Here is a 15,167-nt window from a genome sequence, read left to right as displayed (position 1 = left end):
TGCTCGTTTATCCAGGCCGGCGGTGTTTCTACAGTGACTCCATCGTTAACCGCGGGCCGCGACGGCCCCGATGGAGGCACCCCATGAGCAGCACCCGTGACGTCGTTTTCCCACCCGAGCGCCATGCCCTGTACGAGCTGCACCGCTATTCGCCGGCGATTCGCTCCAACGGCTTTCTGTTCGTTTCCGGCCAGGTCGGCAGCCGCAAGGATGGCTCGGCCGAGCCGGACCTGGCGGCGCAGGTCCGTCTGGCCTTCGCCAACCTCAATGCGATCCTGGCCGAGGCCGGCGGCAGCTTCGATGATGTGGTCGACACCACCATCTTCATGGTCGACCCCGATTCGAAGTTCGAGACCATCTGGGAGGTGGCGGCCGAATACTGGGGCCAGGCGCCCTACCCGACGGTGACCGCCATCGGCGTGACCTGGCTGTCCGGCTTCGACTTCGAGATCAAGGTGATCGCCAAGTTGCCGCAGTAGCGCTCGGGTTGGCTGCCACCGCTACTACCTCGGTCCTCCCCCCAGCCCCGCTCTGCGCCCCAGCCCTTCGCAGGGCTCAGGGCGCTGCAGCGGGCGAAGCGGTGCTTCGCTATTTCCGCTTACGCCCCATAAATGGGAGGGGAGCAAAAACTCACTTGCGCGAAGCCGGCAGCAGCCGCACAACCAGCGCACCGCAGGACGCGACGATGGCCAGCGCCACCACCCCGTTCCAGCCCCACTGCGCTAGCGCCAGGCTGCCGAGCCCGGCGCCGCTCGCCATGCCGATGAACACCCCGGTGAACAGCACGGCGTTCAGGCGACTGCGCGCCGGCGGATCGATGCCGTAGACGATGGTCTGGTGCGCGACCAGCGTCGCCTGGATGGCGAAGTCGAAGCCGATGGCGGCGACCACGATCAGGCCCAGCCGAGCCTCCAGCGGCACGGCGTCGGCCAGGCCCAGCACGGCGAACGAGACCACAGTCAACGCCGCGCCGAGGCGGGTCACCCGCTCGGGGCCGCGGCGATCGGCCAAGCGCCCGGCCAACGGCGCCGCCAGCGCACCCGCCGCACCAGCCAGGCCGAACGCGCCGGCTGCCGCGCTACCCAGGCCGAACTGGCTGTGCAGCATCACCGCCAGCGTCGACCAGAAGGCGCTGAAGGCCACCGACAGCAGGCCCTGGGCCAGCGCGGCGCGGCGCAGGGCCGGATAGCGCGACCAGAGCTTGAGCATCGAGCCGAGCAGCGCGCCGTAGCCCAGCGAGGTGGTGGCGGCGAAGCGCGGCAGGCCGCGCCAGGCGCCAATGGCGAACAGCGCGATGGACACTGCCGCCACCGCGTATACCGCGCGCCAGCCGAACTGCTCGGCGATCAAGCCGCTCATCACCCGCGACAGCAGAATGCCGAGCAGCAGGCCCGTCATCACCGTGCCCACCACCGTGCCGCGTTGCGTCTCCGGCGCCATGGTCGCGGCGGCCGGAACGATGTCCTGGGCCATGGTGGCAGCGAGGCCGATGGCCAGGCTGGCGACCAGCAAGGCGCCCACTCCCGGGGCGATGCCACTCAGCAGCAGGGCCAGCATCAGCATGCCTGCCTTGGCCAGGATGATCCGGCGCCGGTCGTAGCGGTCCCCCAGCGGCGCCAGCAGCAGGATGCCGAGGGCATAGCCGAGCTGCGTCAGCATCGGCAGCATGCCGACCGCACGCTCGCCGGCCTGGATATCGCTGCCGAGCACGCCCAGCATCGGCTGGCTGTAGTAGAGCGTGGCGACGCTGAGACCCGCGCCCGTGGCCAGGAGCAGAACCAGCCCGCGCGACAGCGCCGGGGCGCGCTGCTCGAGCGTGGCGGATAGAGAGGAGGAGGTCATAAGCGAATTCCCTGGGGATTTGAACGAGGTCGTCATTCTTATCGCGTATTGGAAGACGCTGTAGTAGCCTCACAGGCAAATCCATTATGCGTATAACGTATGAACGAATCCGTCGTCCCCGGCCTCGATCGCATCGAGCTGTTGCGCACCTTCGTCCGCATCGTCGATGCCGGCAGTCTTTCCGCCGCCGCCGCGCAATTGGGCACCACGCAACCCACCGTCAGTCGTCGCCTGCAGGCACTGGAACGCTCGCTGGGCCTGCAACTGCTCAACCGCACCACCCACGGCATGCAGCTGACCGGCGATGGCGAGCGCTGCTACACCTATGCCAGGCAGGTGCTGGAAAGCTGGATGGAGATGGAGGACGAGCTGATCGGCGCGCGCGACGACCCGCGCGGCACGCTGCGCGTGCAAGTCCCGCATGCCTTCGGCCAGGACCAGCTGATCGCCCCGCTGGGCGACTACCTGCGCCGCTACCCGAACGTCAGCGTGGAGTGGGTGCTGCACGATCGCAGCCCCGATTTCACCGCCGAGGGCATCGATTGCGCGATTCAGGTCGGGGTCATCGAGGATCCTTCGGTTGTCGCCATCCGCCTCGGCGAGGTGCCGCGCATCGTGGTCGCGGCGCCGCAGCTGCTCGGCGACGAGCCGCTGCCCGCCTCGACCGAACAGCTGCAGCGCCTGCCCTGGCTGGCGCTACGCACCTACTACACCGACGAGGTCGTGCTGACCTGCCTGCGCGACGGTCGCTCGCACCGCTTCGCGATCCGGCCGCGGATGAGCACCGACAGCCTCTACGCCCTGCGTAGCGCCGCGCTCGCAGGGCTTGGCGCCTGCGTCAGCTCGGCGTGGATAGTCGCCCGGGATATCGAGGAGGGCCGCCTGATCCAGTTGATACCGCAGTGGCAGGCAGCGCCACTACCGGTCTACCTGATCTACCCCCACGCGCGCAGCTACCCCGCCAAGCTGCGCCTGTTCGCCGAGCTGATCCGCAGCCGCATGCCGCACCTCGTCGGGTTGCGGGCGACAGCGGACGCCATGGAGCCGGACGGCCGCAGCTAAGGCGCCTTGCAGACAGGACGGCCAGCCGGCCGCCGCGTGCGCCTGCTGCGAAGCTGATCTGCCGAACTGCAGCCGACATGGCCGTGGCCGCGAATAGCTCGCCGCCGGGGCCGATAGCGGCAGGCACCGACGCACCGTCCACCGGGCGCAGCGGCCCGCCCTCTACTCCTCGACCAGCACTTTCACCCGGCCGGCACGCGCCGCCTTGACCAGCACGGCGTGGTCACGCTCGTTCTGATCCGCGTAGAGCAGGGAGAAGTCGCCGAGGGCCTCGTCGAAGCTGTCTCCTTTGCCCAGGTAGCCGCTGATGGTCGCCGCGTCACCGGACTTGGCGTGAGCGCGCGCCAGGGTCAGGCCGCAAATTTCGGCGTAGCGCTCCAGCTGCGCGGCCGTGACGTGTTCGACCGGCACCGATACTTTCATGTCGCGCAACTGCCTGACGAAGTAGTCGCGTCCCCCCGGACTGCGCATCCAGCCGAGGAAAATGTCGCTGGAGGATTGCATCAGGCGCTGCCCCATGACGATCCGTTGCCCCTGGTTTTCGTAGCGGCTTTTGCCGCTGTAGGGTTCCAGCACCGAGCGGCAGGATTCCTTGAACTGCAGGATCAGGGGGTGATTTTCCTCGGAGAACATCAGCGCCACGAAACAGCGGGTGCCGACGCTGCCGATGCCGACCACCTTCAGCGCCGCGTCGACCACACGGTAGCGATCGAAGAGCAAACGACGCTCCTCGGAGAGGCTCTCCCGGTATTGGGCCATGCTCTTGAGCACACGCTCCATGAAATCGGCTTGGGCGACGTGGTAGATGATCGGTGGCTGGTCGACGATGCGCGGGTGGCCGGCGACCTGCTCGGCAATCTTGGGAAAAGTGCTCTCCACCACGCGTTCGTGGGCACGATCGAACAGTTGCTGGCGAACCTTGCGTGCCTTGGCGTCAGGCGCCATGTCCAGCAGCGTCTGGGTGTCCAGGCGCGAATACCAGACCTCCAGCGGACTCATCTTCGAGTAGGCGCGCAGGTTCTCGCGATAGGCGCGTACGCAGGCGATGGCCGCATCTCGCGCGCGACTGTCGGTGATGCCGCTTTCGCGCGCCGCGACGGCGAAGCTCGCGGCCAGGCGCTTGATGTCCCACTCCCAGGGCGCGGGCAGCGTTTCGTCGAAATCGTTGAGGTCGAAGACCAGGTTGCGTTCGGGGGTGGCAAAAAGCCCGAAGTTGAGCAGGTGACAGTCGCCACAGGCCTGTACGTTCACCTGGACGTTGGGGCCCTTGGCCAGATCATGGGCCATCAACGCGGCCGAACCGCGCAGGAAGGTGAAAGGGCTGCGCAGCATGCGCCCGTAGCGGATCGGAACCAGTTCCTCGAGACGGTCGCGGTTGGACCTGTCGAGGATGGAGATGACGTCGCGCTGGCGGCCGGGCGGCTTCCAGATGGCGTGGTCTTCGCGAGGAGCGTGGCGACGTAGCCGCTGTCCGGCCGCGATGCGTTCTCCGCGGGAACAGAACTGGGGCGGCTGTTCGGCCTTGACTGACTTCTTGCTGGAGGATCTCTTGCTGGCGCTCATGATGCGGTTGTCACCTGCACATAGGGAGTAGAGGCGAGCATGCAATTCGTGCCTCGGCTGTACGGGGTCGCTTGCGCCGGTTTGTTCCGCCATCACCGACCCCGCTCCTGTCACGTTAGAACAAGTTTTCGCGAGCCCTTTGCGCGACATCAACGATGCTGAAGATCGCGCCCCCGGCTCGCGCGGCCGAGGCCCAGGCACGGGGCGGAAACGCCAGCCCCGGCGTTGGCGGAAGCGACATCGCGCGGACGCGCCTGGAGCATCCGCCTATTGCCCTCTGCCCCGCTCGTTCGACTCCCCCCACATCCGGGCCCAGCGACTGACGAATCGGGCCGGTTCGGCGAGGCTGGCCCCCTAGCCGCTCCTCCAGCATTCGCTTGAACATGGCAGCGTAAACTTGCTCGGGACACCTGGGCGCGGGACAGGGTGATGGGGAATCGCCGGCCAGCTTGGCCAGGTCGCCGCGCGAGCCGGGCGTTCTCGTACCCATGCCCTGCCCTCGGAAGTTTGGGCACCTGGTCCGGCGCGCCCGTCGCGATTCATATGAGATACGTCGTCATACAACTTTAGTCATAGCAGACGAACGGTACGGGCAAGAGCCCATCGACCGGCCTTCGCGCAAAACCGCCAGAACACATGTAGTACCGCGCCGAAAGCATCGATATAGAGCATTCTGCCGAGGAAAAACCATAGGCTTTAAAGGGTTTATCGACCGATGGAGGGAGGGCGACGAGCGAAGGGGCCGCGCTAATTTTCCGTCGGTTGCGCGTTGACATATGCCCGTCGGCCTGCCGATAATCCGGCCAAGTCATACGACAACGTATGACAACTCAATAACAACAAGCGACAAGAGTCCAGGCCCGCCATGACCACCATTTCCAGCGACCCCCGCCCCTTCAATCGCCTGCTGCTCACCGGCGCCGCCGGCGGGCTGGGCAAGGTACTGCGCCAGCGCCTGCGCCCCTACGCCAACATCCTGCGCCTGTCCGATATCGGCGAGATGGCGCCTGCCGCAGGCCCGCATGAGGAAGTGGTGCAGTGCGATCTGGCCGACAAGGCCGGCGTGCACCGACTGGTCGAGGGCGTCGATGCCATCCTTCACTTCGGTGGCGTGTCGGTCGAGCGTCCCTTCGAGGAAATCCTCGGCGCCAACATCTGCGGCGTGTTCCATATCTACGAGGCGGCCCGCCGGCATGGCGTGAAACGCGTGGTGTTCGCCAGCTCCAACCACGTGATCGGCTTCTACAAGCAGGACGAGCACCTCGACGCCCACTGCCAGCGTCGCCCGGACGGCTACTACGGCCTGTCCAAGTCCTACGGCGAGGACATGGCCAGCTTCTACTTCGACCGCTACGGCATCGAGACCGTGAGCATCCGCATCGGCTCTTCGTTCCCCGAGCCGGCCAACCGCCGAATGATGAGCACCTGGCTGAGCTATGACGACCTCACCCAGCTGCTCGAACGCTGCCTCTACAGCCCGAACGTCGGCCATACCGTGGTCTACGGCATGTCGGCCAACCGCGATCTGTGGTGGGACAACCACCTGGCCGCGCACCTGGGCTACCAGGCCAAGGACAGCTCGGAGGTGTTCCGCTACAAGGTGGAAGCGCAGCCACTGCCGGCCGACGACGACCCGGCGCGCATCTACCAGGGCGGCGCCTTCGTCGCCGCGGGGCCTTTCGGCGACGACTGAGACGCCTCCCCTACGGCACCCACGACGCGATAACAACAAGCCGAGCGACGAACCGCCATGCCAGCCGAACTGATCCTCGATGCCCGCAACGCCACCGGCGAAAGCCCGGTGTGGCATGCCGCCGAGCAGGCCCTGTACTGGGTCGACATCCCCGCCGCCCGCCTGCATCGCTGGAACCTGCACGACGCCAGCAGCCAGAGCTGGCAGGCCGAGCAGATGCTCGCCTGCATCGCCCCGCACCCGGCCGGCGGCTGGCTGGCCGGCATGCAGAGCGGCATTTTCCATCTGCAGCCGCAGGCAGACGGCCGCCTCGAGGCCGAGCGCCTGGCGGCGGTCGAGCATGCCCGCGCCGAGATGCGCTTCAACGACGGCCGCTGCGACCGCCAGGGGCGCTTCTGGGCCGGCAGCATGCTGCTGGACATGGCCGCCGGCGCCCGCGTCGGCGCGCTGTACCGCTTCGACGGCCAGCTGGAACAACGCCTCGACGACCTGATCGTGCCCAACGGCCTGGCCTTCAGCCCGGACGGCCGCACTATGTATCTGTCCGACTCGCACCCCTCGGTGCAGGCGGTGTGGGCCTTCGATTACGACACCGACAGCGGCACCCCGCACAACCGCCGCCTGTTCATCGACATGAATGCCCATCCCGGCCGCCCCGACGGCGCCGCCATGGACGTCGACGGTTGCTACTGGATCTGCGGCAACGACGCCGGGCTGATCCACCGCTTCACCCCCGACGGCCGCCTGGATCGCTCGCTCGCCGTACCGGTGAAGAAGCCGGCGATGTGCGCCTTCGGCGGGCCGCGCCTGGACACCCTGTTCGTCACCTCGATCCGCCCCGACGGCGATCTGTCCGACCAGCCGCTGGCCGGTAGCGTGTTCGCCTTGAACCCCGGCGTCACCGGGCTCGAGGAGCCTGCCTTCCGACCCTGAATCCGCTCCACCCCGGGCCGCTCGCGGTACCGGTTTGCACTGCTGCTTACCAACAACAACAAGACGGAGATTTCCGCATGAACCTCAAACGCAAGCTGCTTCTGGCCACACTTCCGCTGGCCCTCGGCCTGTCCTCCTTCGTACAAGCCGAGGTGACCCTGAAGATCGCCGAGATCCACCCCGCCGGTTACCCGACCGTGGTCGCCATGGAAAACCTCGGCAAGAAGCTGGAAGCCGCCACCGACGGCGAGATCAAGTCGCGCATGTTCGCCGGTGGCGTACTCGGCTCCGAGAAGGAAGTGATCGAGCAGACCCAGATCGGCGCGGTGCAGCTGACCCGCGTCAGCCTCGGCTCGGTCGGCCCGGTGGTTCCGGCCACCAACGTGTTCAACATGCCCTTCGTGTTCCGCGACATCGAGCATATGCGCAAGGTGGTCGACGGCGAGATCGGCCAGGAGATCCTCGACGCCATCACCAACTCCGATTTCAACATGGTCGGCCTGGCGTGGATGGAGGCCGGCAGCCGCAGCCTCTACACCAAGAAGCCGGTGCGCAGCCTGGCAGACCTCAAGGGCATGAAGATCCGCGTGATCGGCAACCCGCTGTTCATCGACACCCTCAACGCCATGGGCGCCAACGGCATCGCCATGGACACCGGCGAGATCTTCAGCGCCCTGCAGAGCGGCGTGATCGACGGCGCCGAGAACAACCCGCCGACCCTGCTCGAGCACAACCACTTCCGCGCCGCCAAGTACTACACCCAGACCCACCACCTGATCCTCCCCGAGCCGCTGCTGATGTCCAAGACCACCTGGAACAAGCTGACGCCCGAGCAGCAGGCGCTGGTGAAGAAGCTGGCCAAAGAGGCCCAGCTGGAAGAGCGCGACCTGTGGGTGGCCAAGGAAACCGCCAGCAACGAGAAGCTCAAGGCCGAAGGCGTCGAGTTCATCGAAGTCGACACCAAGCCCTTCTACGACGCCACCGCCCCGGTTCGGGAGAAGTACGGCGCGCAGTTCGCCGAGCTGATCCAGCGCATCGAAGCCGTTCAGTAACCCTCGCGCAAGCGCGTTGCGGCGGCCCGGGCCGTCGCGACGCCACCGGTGATATCTGATGAAAAACCTGGTTCTGGGCGTCAACGACGCCATCTACCGCGCCTGCATCGGCGTCGCCGGCCTGGCGATCGTGATCATGGCGCTGATCATTCCCTGGGGCGTGTTCAGCCGTTACGCGCTCGGCCAGGGCCTGGGCTGGCCCGAGCCCATCGCCATCCTGCTGATGGTGCTGTTCACCTTCGTCGGTGCCGCCGCCAGCTACCGCGCCGGCGCGCACATGGCGGTCAACGCCCTGAGCGACCGCCTGCCGCCGCAGGTGCAGCCGTTTCTCACCCTGTTCGTACGCCTGGCCATGGCCGCCATCAGTCTGTTCATGCTGGTCTGGGGCTACAAGCTGTGCGTCGCCACCTGGAACCAGTACCTGAGCACCCTGACCTGGCTGCGCGTCGGCCTAAGCTACGCGCCGATCCCGCTGGGCGGCTTCATCACCCTGCTGTTCGTGCTCGAACAGCTGCTCTACGGCGACCAGCACAAGCGCCGCGTCGTCGACTACGAATGCACCGAAGACTCCAAGGAGGCCGTGTAATGGATGCCGTCATCCTGCTGGGCAGCTTCCTGGCCCTGATCCTGCTGCGCGTCCCGGTCGCCTATGCCCTCGGCATGGCCACCCTGATCGGCGCCTGGTGGATCGAGATTCCCCTGCACGCCGTGATGATCCAGATCGCCGGCGGCGTCAACAAGTTCTCCCTGCTGGCCATCCCCTTCTTCGTCCTGGCCGGCGCGATCATGGCCGAGGGCGGCATGGCCCGCCGTCTGGTGGCCTTCGCCGGGGTGCTGGTGGGCTTCGTCCGCGGCGGCCTGTCGCTGGTCAACATCACCGCCTCGACCTTCTTCGGGGCCATCTCCGGCTCCTCGCTGGCCGACACCGCCTCGGTGGGCTCGGTGCTGATCCCGGAAATGGAAAAGAAAGGCTACCCGCGCGAATTCTCCACCGCGGTCACCGTGTCCGGTTCGGTGCAGGCGCTGCTCACCCCGCCCAGCCACAACTCGGTGATCTACTCGCTGGCCGCCGGCGGCACGGTGTCGATCGCCGCGCTGTTCGTCGCCGGCATCGGCCCGGGCCTGCTGCTCAGCTTCACCATGGCCACCCTGTGCCTGCTGTTCGCCCGCAAGCGCAACTACCCCAAGGGCGAGGTGATTCCGCTGCGCCAGGCGCTGAAGATCTGCGTGGAGGCGCTGTGGGGCCTGATGACCATGGTGATCATCCTCGGCGGCATCCTCAGCGGCGTGTTCACCGCCACCGAGTCGGCCGCGGTGGCGGTGGTCTGGGCGTTCTTCGTGACCATGTTCATCTACCGCGACTACCAGTGGCGCGAGCTGCCGAAGATGCTGCACCGCACGGTGCGCACCCTGTCGATCGTGATGATCCTGATCGCCTTCGCCGCCAGCTTCGGCTACATCATGACCCTGATGCAGATCCCGGCGAAGATCACCACGGCGTTCCTGACCCTGTCGGACAACCGCTACGTGATCCTGATGTGCGTCAACATGATGCTGCTGGTGCTGGGCACGCTGATGGACATGGCGCCGCTGATCCTGATCCTCACGCCGATCCTGCTGCCGGTGGTGACCTCCTTCGGCGTCGACCCGGTACACTTCGGCATGATCATGCTGGTCAACCTGGGCATCGGCCTGATCACCCCGCCGGTGGGCGCGGTGCTGTTCGTCGGCGCCGCCATCGGCAAGGTCAGCATCGAGAGCACGGTGAAAGCCCTGCTGCCATTCTACGTCGCGCTGTTCGCCGTGCTGCTGGCGGTCACCTATATCCCCGCCATTTCGCTGTGGCTGCCCAGCGTGGTGCTCTGATTTACGATCTGCTGCGCGTCGGCCCTACTGCGTTAAAAACAGGCTCGGAATGCTCATGTACAAAAGTACACTCCGTTTCCTCGCCTGTGTTTGCCTTGTAGGGCTCTAGCTCGCGAGATCGCACCTTCTGATTCACCGTCCCTCGTGCGGGGCCTGCCCCATTCACCCCGAGCCGCCGCCTGGCGGCTCTCGCTTTATAAGGACGTAACGCCCCGCCATGCCCGCCGCCCCGTTCCCCCGGCATATCGCCGCGCTGATCCTCGCCACCCTGGCCTGCTCGTTCGCCGGCAACCATATCGCCGCGCGTATCGCCTTCGACCACGACGCCGGCCTGCTGCTGGCGATCCTCTGCCGCTCGGGAGTGACCCTGCTGGTGCTCGCCGCCCTGGTGCTGTGGCAACGCGACTCGCTGCGCCTGAGCCGCGCCACCTGGGGATGGCAGCTGGTGCTGGGACTGCTGATCGCGGTACAGAGCTTCTGCATCTATTCGGCGGTGGCGCGCATCCCGGTGGGCCTGGCGCTCTTGGTGGTGAACCTCTCGCCGATCCTCCTCGCGCTGCTCACCTGGGCCCTCGGCGGCCCGGCGCCGACCGGCCGCGCGGCGCTGATCATGGGCGTGATCCTGTTCGGCCTGGTGCTGGTGCTGGATGTACCGGCGCGCCTGGCCGGCCAGGCCGAGCTCGATGCACGCTGGATCGAAGGGGTGTCGTTCAGCCTGACCGCGGCGGCGGTGTTCGCCGTTGCGTTGTGGATCACCGAGCATCGGCTGTCGGCGATGCCAGGTCGGGTACGCAGCATGCTGACCATGGCGGTGGTGTTCAGCGCCTCGGCGCTGGCCGGTGCCAGCGGCGCCCTGCCCGGCGGCCTGGGCCTGCCCGACGCGGCGCTCGGCTGGGTCGCCCTGGCCTGTCTGGTATTGCTCTACGGCACGGCGTTCTCGGTGCTGTTCATCTGCATGCCGCGCCTGGATATCGCGCGCAACGCGCCGGTGATGAACATGGAGCCGGTCGCCGGGATGCTGTTCGGCTGGCTGATTCTCGGCCAGTTGCTCGGCGCCCTGCAGGTGGCCGGCGGGCTGATCGTGGTCGGCGGCATAGTCGCCCTGGCCTATCGCCGGTAGCGCGTCGTGCGCACCGAGGACTCAGCGTGCAGGCTGGCGCGCACAGCCTGGGCGGCCCCGCGACACCCTACGGCCGTCGGCGCCCGTAGCCATGGCTCAACCGTGCAGCGCCTCCGCCTCGGCCGCCTCGTGCGCCTGGCGCAGGCGCTCGCGGCTGTTGGTCAGGTGCAGGCGCATGGCGGCGCGCGCCGCCTCGGCGTCCTGGCGGGCGATGGCCTCGAAGATCTGCTCGTGCTCGCGCGCCAGGCGCGCCATGTAGTGCGCCTGGTCATCACGCGCCAAGCCGGCCGAATTGACCCGGGTGCGCGGGATGATGCTGGTGCCCAGGTGGCTGAGGATATCGGTGAAGTAGCGGTTGCCGGTGGCCTCGGCGATACGCAGGTGGAAGTGAAAATCCGAAGACACCGCGTCGCTGGCGTGCGCCGCGCTCTCGTTGATGGCGTCCAGCGCTTCGCGGATCGCACTCAACTGGCCATCATTGCGGCGCTGCGCGGCCAGGCCGGCGGACTCCACTTCCAGGCTGATGCGCAGCTCGAGAATCGCCAGGATGTCGCGCAGGGTAACGATGGTCGCCGGGTCGATGCGAAAGCCGCTGGCACTGGGGGTGTCGAGCACGAAGGTGCCAATGCCGTGGCGGGTCTCCACCAGGCCGGCCGCCTGCAGCCGCGACAGCGCCTCGCGCACCACGGTGCGGCTGACGCCCTGCTCTTCCATGATCGCCGACTCGGTCGGCAGCTTCTCGCCACGCTTGATCACGCCGTCGCGAATGCGCTGCGACAGGTCGGCCACCAGTTCCTGGGCCAGGCTGCGATGCTTGCGACGAGCGCGTGGTTGGGCGTTGGGGGTTTCCATGACGAGAACTCTCGGTTGACGACTGAGCCGCCATCATAGCCCAGCAGTTGTACGATGACACTATGAATTCCCGACCAATACCGACACAGGAGCGCCAGATGACGACCCGCCTGCTGACCCTGGACGACGGCCTGACCCGTCTGACCCTGGCCCCCGAACTGGGCGCCAGCCTGGTCAACTGGAGCCGCCTGAGCGACGGCTGGCCGCTGCTGCGTCATAGCGACGGGCAGGCACTCGCCGCCGCCAACCCGCGGTTGCTGGCCTGCTACCCGCTGGCGCCCTGGTCCAACCGGATCGGCGGCGGCGGCTTCGACTGCCCGGGCGGCTGGCAGACGCTGACGGCCAACACCGACCATGAACCCCTGCCGATCCACGGCAGCGCCTGGCAGCAGCCCTGGCAGTTGGTCGATGCGACATCCGACAGCGCGCATTTGCAACTCGACAGCCAGGCCCCCTTTCCCTACCGCGCCAGCCTGCGGGTGCACCTGGCCGAGGGCCGCCTGAGTTTGACTCTCCAGGCCATTCATCTAGGCGAGCGGCCGACCTGGTACGGTCTCGGTCTGCATCCCTATATCACCCGCACCGCACATACCCGCCTGCAGGCCAGCGCCGAGCAGGTTTGGTTGTGCGACGAAAACAAGCTGTCCAGCCAACTGGTCGAGTTGCCCGAAGCCTGGAACTTCAGCGCGCCGGGCAAACTACCGGCCCAACTTGTCGATAATGCCTTTACCGGCTGGCCAGGCGACGCGCGCATCGTTCAGCCAGATGCCGGCTATCAATTGGTCTGCCATGCCGAGGGCGCCGAATTCTTCCTCCTTTATTGCCCTGAGGATCGGGAGTTCTTCTGTTTCGAGCCGGTCAGCCATCCGGCCAATGCCCACCACCTGCCCGGCCGCCCCGGCCTGCAATTGCTGGACTCCGGAGAAAGTTGCCGCTTGCATTTCAGCCTGCACTATCAAGCGCTGCGGGATTGAACACTGGACATTCGAAGAGCCTTGACGATAATGACTCCCAAGTTGCCGGAAGCAACTTTCAATATAAACAGTTGCATAACCATAAGTAACTGAAAATAAAGAGAAAACTGAAAGCCAAAGAGGCTTCCGAGTCTTTCTCCATCGCACGACCAACTAGACTTCAGAGCGATCCCCGACCGCAGCAGTGAAGCCCAGCGCTTCACGCGTCATACGGATCGAACGACAGACCATACAAGGTAAACCCAGTGACGAAAGACGAACTGCGCGCCGAACTCGAGCGCCAGGCGCAACGTTACAAGGATGTATACGGCGGGGAAGTCATCACCTACGCCGCACAGCCGGACCCCGAGCGCAAACCCTGGCGCAAGAAACCCAGCCTGCTCGACCAGGCCTTCGATAAGGAAATCGAAAAGATCGAGAAAGAACGTCAGGACAAGCAGGATGCGGCCGGTGAATAGCGCGCTCTGATCGACCAGAGTTAAGGAAGTTCTGAAAAAGCCATTTATCGTCACTCCCGCGAATGCGGGAGCCCAGAGGCTACGCAGGTTCTGGGTTCCCGCCTGCGCGAGAATGACGGCTATTTCAGAGTTTCCTTAAACGGCCTAATGCAGGGAGGGTTAGCGGCGCGGCGAACGCTCGGGCAGCGCTAAATCGGCACGCCGCCGCCCCCCCCTAGCTGCTAACGCCTCTTTCCGCCCAGCAGCGACCCCATCAGCCCCCGCACCAGCTGCCGGCCGAGCTGGTTGGCGGCCTGACGCAGCGCCGACTTCATCGCCCCGCCGAGCAGCTCGCCGGCCATCTGTCCCAACCCCTGGTCCTGCGTCGCGCCCTTCTGTCGTCCGCTCGGCTGGATCGGCGCCTCGGCGGCGGCCCGGGCGGCACGGGCGGTGAGCAGCTCGTAGGCCGATTCGCGGTCGATGGGCCTGTCGTAGCGCCCGGCCAGCGGCGACTGGCGCACCAGGGCGGCGCGCTCGGCCTCGCTCAACGGGCCGATACGCGACTGCGGCGGGGCGATGGCGACGCGCTGCACCATGGCCGGCGTGCCCTTCTCCTCCAGGGTGCCGACCAGCGCCTCGCCGATGCCCAGTTCGGTCAACACGCTCAGGCTGTCGAACGCCGGATTGGGCCGAAAACCCTCGGCCACCGCGCGCAGCGCCTTCTGCTCGCGGGCGGTGAAGGCGCGCAGGCCGTGCTGGATGCGCAGGCCGAGCTGGGCCAGCACGTCGTCCGGCAGATCGCTCGGCGACTGGGTGACGAAATACACCCCCACGCCCTTGGAGCGGATCAGCCGCACCACCTGCTCCAGGCGTTCCTGCAGCGCCTTGGGCGTGCCCTGAAAAAGCAGGTGCGCCTCGTCGAAGAACAGCGCCAGCACCGGCTTGTCGGCGTCGCCGCGCTCGGGCAGTTGCTCGAACAGCTCGGCCAGCAGCCATAGCAGGAAGGTCGCGTAGACCTTGGGCGCCTCGTGCACCAGGCGGCTGGCGTCGAGCAGGTGGACGCGGCCGCGGCCGTCGCGATCGGGGTGCAACAGGTCCTCGAGTTGCAGCGCCGGCTCGCCGAACAGCGCCTCGGCGCCTTGCTGCTCCAGGCTGGCCAGGCGCCGCAGCAGCGCCTGCGCCGAGCTGTTGGTGAACAGCGCACTGTCCTCGCCAAGCACCTGCGGGTTGTCCTTGAGGTGGCCGAGCAGCGCCTTGAGATCCTTCAGATCGAGCAGCAGCAAACCCTCGCGATCGGCCACCTTGAACGCGGCGTAGAGCGCCGCCTGCTGGCTGTCGGTGAGTTCCAGCAGGGCGCCGAGCAGCAGCGGGCCCATCTCGCTCAAGGTGGTGCGCAGCGGGTGGCCGCTCTGCCCGTGCACGTCCCACAGGGTCAACGGGTAGGCCTGCGGCTGGTGCACCAGCCAGGGCATGCTGGCGATGCGCTCGGCCACCTTGCCCTGCGGCGCGCCGGCGGCGCCGAGGCCGCACAGGTCGCCCTTGACGTCGGCGGCGAACACCGCCACACCGGCGTCGCTGAAGGTCTCGATCAGGCGTTGCAGGGTCACCGTCTTGCCGGTGCCGGTGGCACCGGCGATCAGGCCGTGACGGTTGGCCAGGCGCAACGGCTGGCCGACGGGCGCGCCGTCGCTGCCGGCGCCCAGTACGAACTGCGAATTCAAAGGCATCTTTGCCATCCCCTGGGTTAAAGCTTTAGTGCTGATATGCCGACAC

14 protein-coding genes are annotated in these 15,167 nt (G+C 66.8%); 10 read left to right on the top strand and 4 right to left on the bottom strand.

From position 1 onward, the window contains the following. Positions 1 to 83 precede the first annotated feature (83 nt). On the top strand, positions 84 to 479 hold the full coding sequence (locus ACUTAF_RS04160; protein ID WP_445578790.1) for a RidA family protein: 396 nt from the start codon (positions 84 to 86) through the stop codon (positions 477 to 479). A 151-nt stretch (positions 480 to 630) separates the two neighbouring features. Here ACUTAF_RS04160 and ACUTAF_RS04155 read toward each other — a convergent pair whose 3' ends face one another. Continuing rightward, entirely contained in the window at positions 631 to 1,842 is a 1,212-nt protein-coding gene (locus ACUTAF_RS04155; RefSeq protein ID WP_445578789.1) for an MFS transporter, read from the bottom strand. Positions 1,843 to 1,941: 99 nt separating this feature from the next. Here ACUTAF_RS04155 and ACUTAF_RS04150 point away from each other — a divergent pair, with 99 nt between their 5' ends. Then, complete coding sequence (locus ACUTAF_RS04150) at positions 1,942 to 2,904, top strand: LysR family transcriptional regulator (RefSeq protein WP_445578788.1); 963 nt, start codon at positions 1,942 to 1,944, stop codon at positions 2,902 to 2,904. Between the two features lie 162 nt (positions 2,905 to 3,066). Here ACUTAF_RS04150 and ACUTAF_RS04145 read toward each other — a convergent pair whose 3' ends face one another. Then, a complete protein-coding gene (locus ACUTAF_RS04145; protein WP_445578787.1) occupies positions 3,067 to 4,467 on the bottom strand; it encodes a DUF2252 domain-containing protein in 1,401 nt (466 codons plus the stop codon). A gap of 865 nt (positions 4,468 to 5,332) precedes the next feature. Between ACUTAF_RS04145 and ACUTAF_RS04140 the strand changes: the two genes are divergently transcribed. The 6 genes from ACUTAF_RS04140 to ACUTAF_RS04115 all read left to right on the top strand — a co-directional run bounded on the left by ACUTAF_RS04140 (position 5,333) and on the right by ACUTAF_RS04115 (position 11,131). Next, positions 5,333 to 6,160, top strand: coding sequence for an NAD-dependent epimerase/dehydratase family protein (locus ACUTAF_RS04140; protein WP_445578786.1), 828 nt, complete (start codon positions 5,333 to 5,335; stop codon positions 6,158 to 6,160). Between the two features lie 57 nt (positions 6,161 to 6,217). Further along, the gene (locus ACUTAF_RS04135; protein WP_445578785.1) at positions 6,218 to 7,093 is read left to right on the top strand and encodes a glucurono-1,5-lactonase; all 876 of its coding nucleotides are present in this window, start codon (positions 6,218 to 6,220) and stop codon (positions 7,091 to 7,093) included. A 77-nt stretch (positions 7,094 to 7,170) separates the two neighbouring features. After that, on the top strand, positions 7,171 to 8,145 hold the full coding sequence (locus tag ACUTAF_RS04130) for a TRAP transporter substrate-binding protein (RefSeq protein WP_445578784.1): 975 nt from the start codon (positions 7,171 to 7,173) through the stop codon (positions 8,143 to 8,145). A gap of 58 nt (positions 8,146 to 8,203) precedes the next feature. After that, complete coding sequence (locus ACUTAF_RS04125) at positions 8,204 to 8,731, top strand: TRAP transporter small permease (protein ID WP_445578783.1); 528 nt, start codon at positions 8,204 to 8,206, stop codon at positions 8,729 to 8,731. After that, positions 8,731 to 10,011, top strand: a complete 1,281-nt coding sequence (locus ACUTAF_RS04120) for a TRAP transporter large permease (protein ID WP_445578782.1) — start codon at positions 8,731 to 8,733, stop codon at positions 10,009 to 10,011. Before ACUTAF_RS04125 ends, ACUTAF_RS04120 begins: the two co-directional genes overlap by 1 nt. Before the next feature lie 217 nt (positions 10,012 to 10,228). Further along, entirely contained in the window at positions 10,229 to 11,131 is a 903-nt protein-coding gene (locus ACUTAF_RS04115; RefSeq protein WP_445578781.1) for an EamA family transporter, read from the top strand. 96 nt (positions 11,132 to 11,227) lie between these two features. Here the strand turns inward: ACUTAF_RS04115 and ACUTAF_RS04110 are convergent, their stop codons facing one another. After that, complete coding sequence (locus tag ACUTAF_RS04110; RefSeq protein ID WP_445578780.1) at positions 11,228 to 11,983, bottom strand: FadR/GntR family transcriptional regulator; 756 nt, start codon at positions 11,981 to 11,983, stop codon at positions 11,228 to 11,230. 98 nt (positions 11,984 to 12,081) lie between these two features. Here ACUTAF_RS04110 and ACUTAF_RS04105 point away from each other — a divergent pair, with 98 nt between their 5' ends. Both ACUTAF_RS04105 and ACUTAF_RS04100 read left to right on the top strand, forming a co-directional pair. Next, positions 12,082 to 12,957, top strand: coding sequence for an aldose 1-epimerase (locus ACUTAF_RS04105; protein WP_445578779.1), 876 nt, complete (start codon positions 12,082 to 12,084; stop codon positions 12,955 to 12,957). A 245-nt stretch (positions 12,958 to 13,202) separates the two neighbouring features. Further along, positions 13,203 to 13,415 carry a hypothetical protein gene (locus tag ACUTAF_RS04100; protein ID WP_445578778.1) on the top strand — a complete coding sequence of 71 codons (213 nt, stop codon included), beginning with the start codon at positions 13,203 to 13,205 and terminating at the stop codon, positions 13,413 to 13,415. Between the two features lie 221 nt (positions 13,416 to 13,636). Here ACUTAF_RS04100 and ACUTAF_RS04095 read toward each other — a convergent pair whose 3' ends face one another. Continuing rightward, on the bottom strand, positions 13,637 to 15,121 hold the full coding sequence (locus tag ACUTAF_RS04095) for a helicase HerA-like domain-containing protein (RefSeq protein WP_445578777.1): 1,485 nt from the start codon (positions 15,119 to 15,121) through the stop codon (positions 13,637 to 13,639). Positions 15,122 to 15,167: the final 46 nt, after the last annotated feature.

Source organism: Pseudomonas sp. SP16.1, assembly GCF_052682975.1.
Note: the sequence above shows the minus strand (reverse complement) of the source record. Positions and strands in the feature narration are given on the sequence as shown.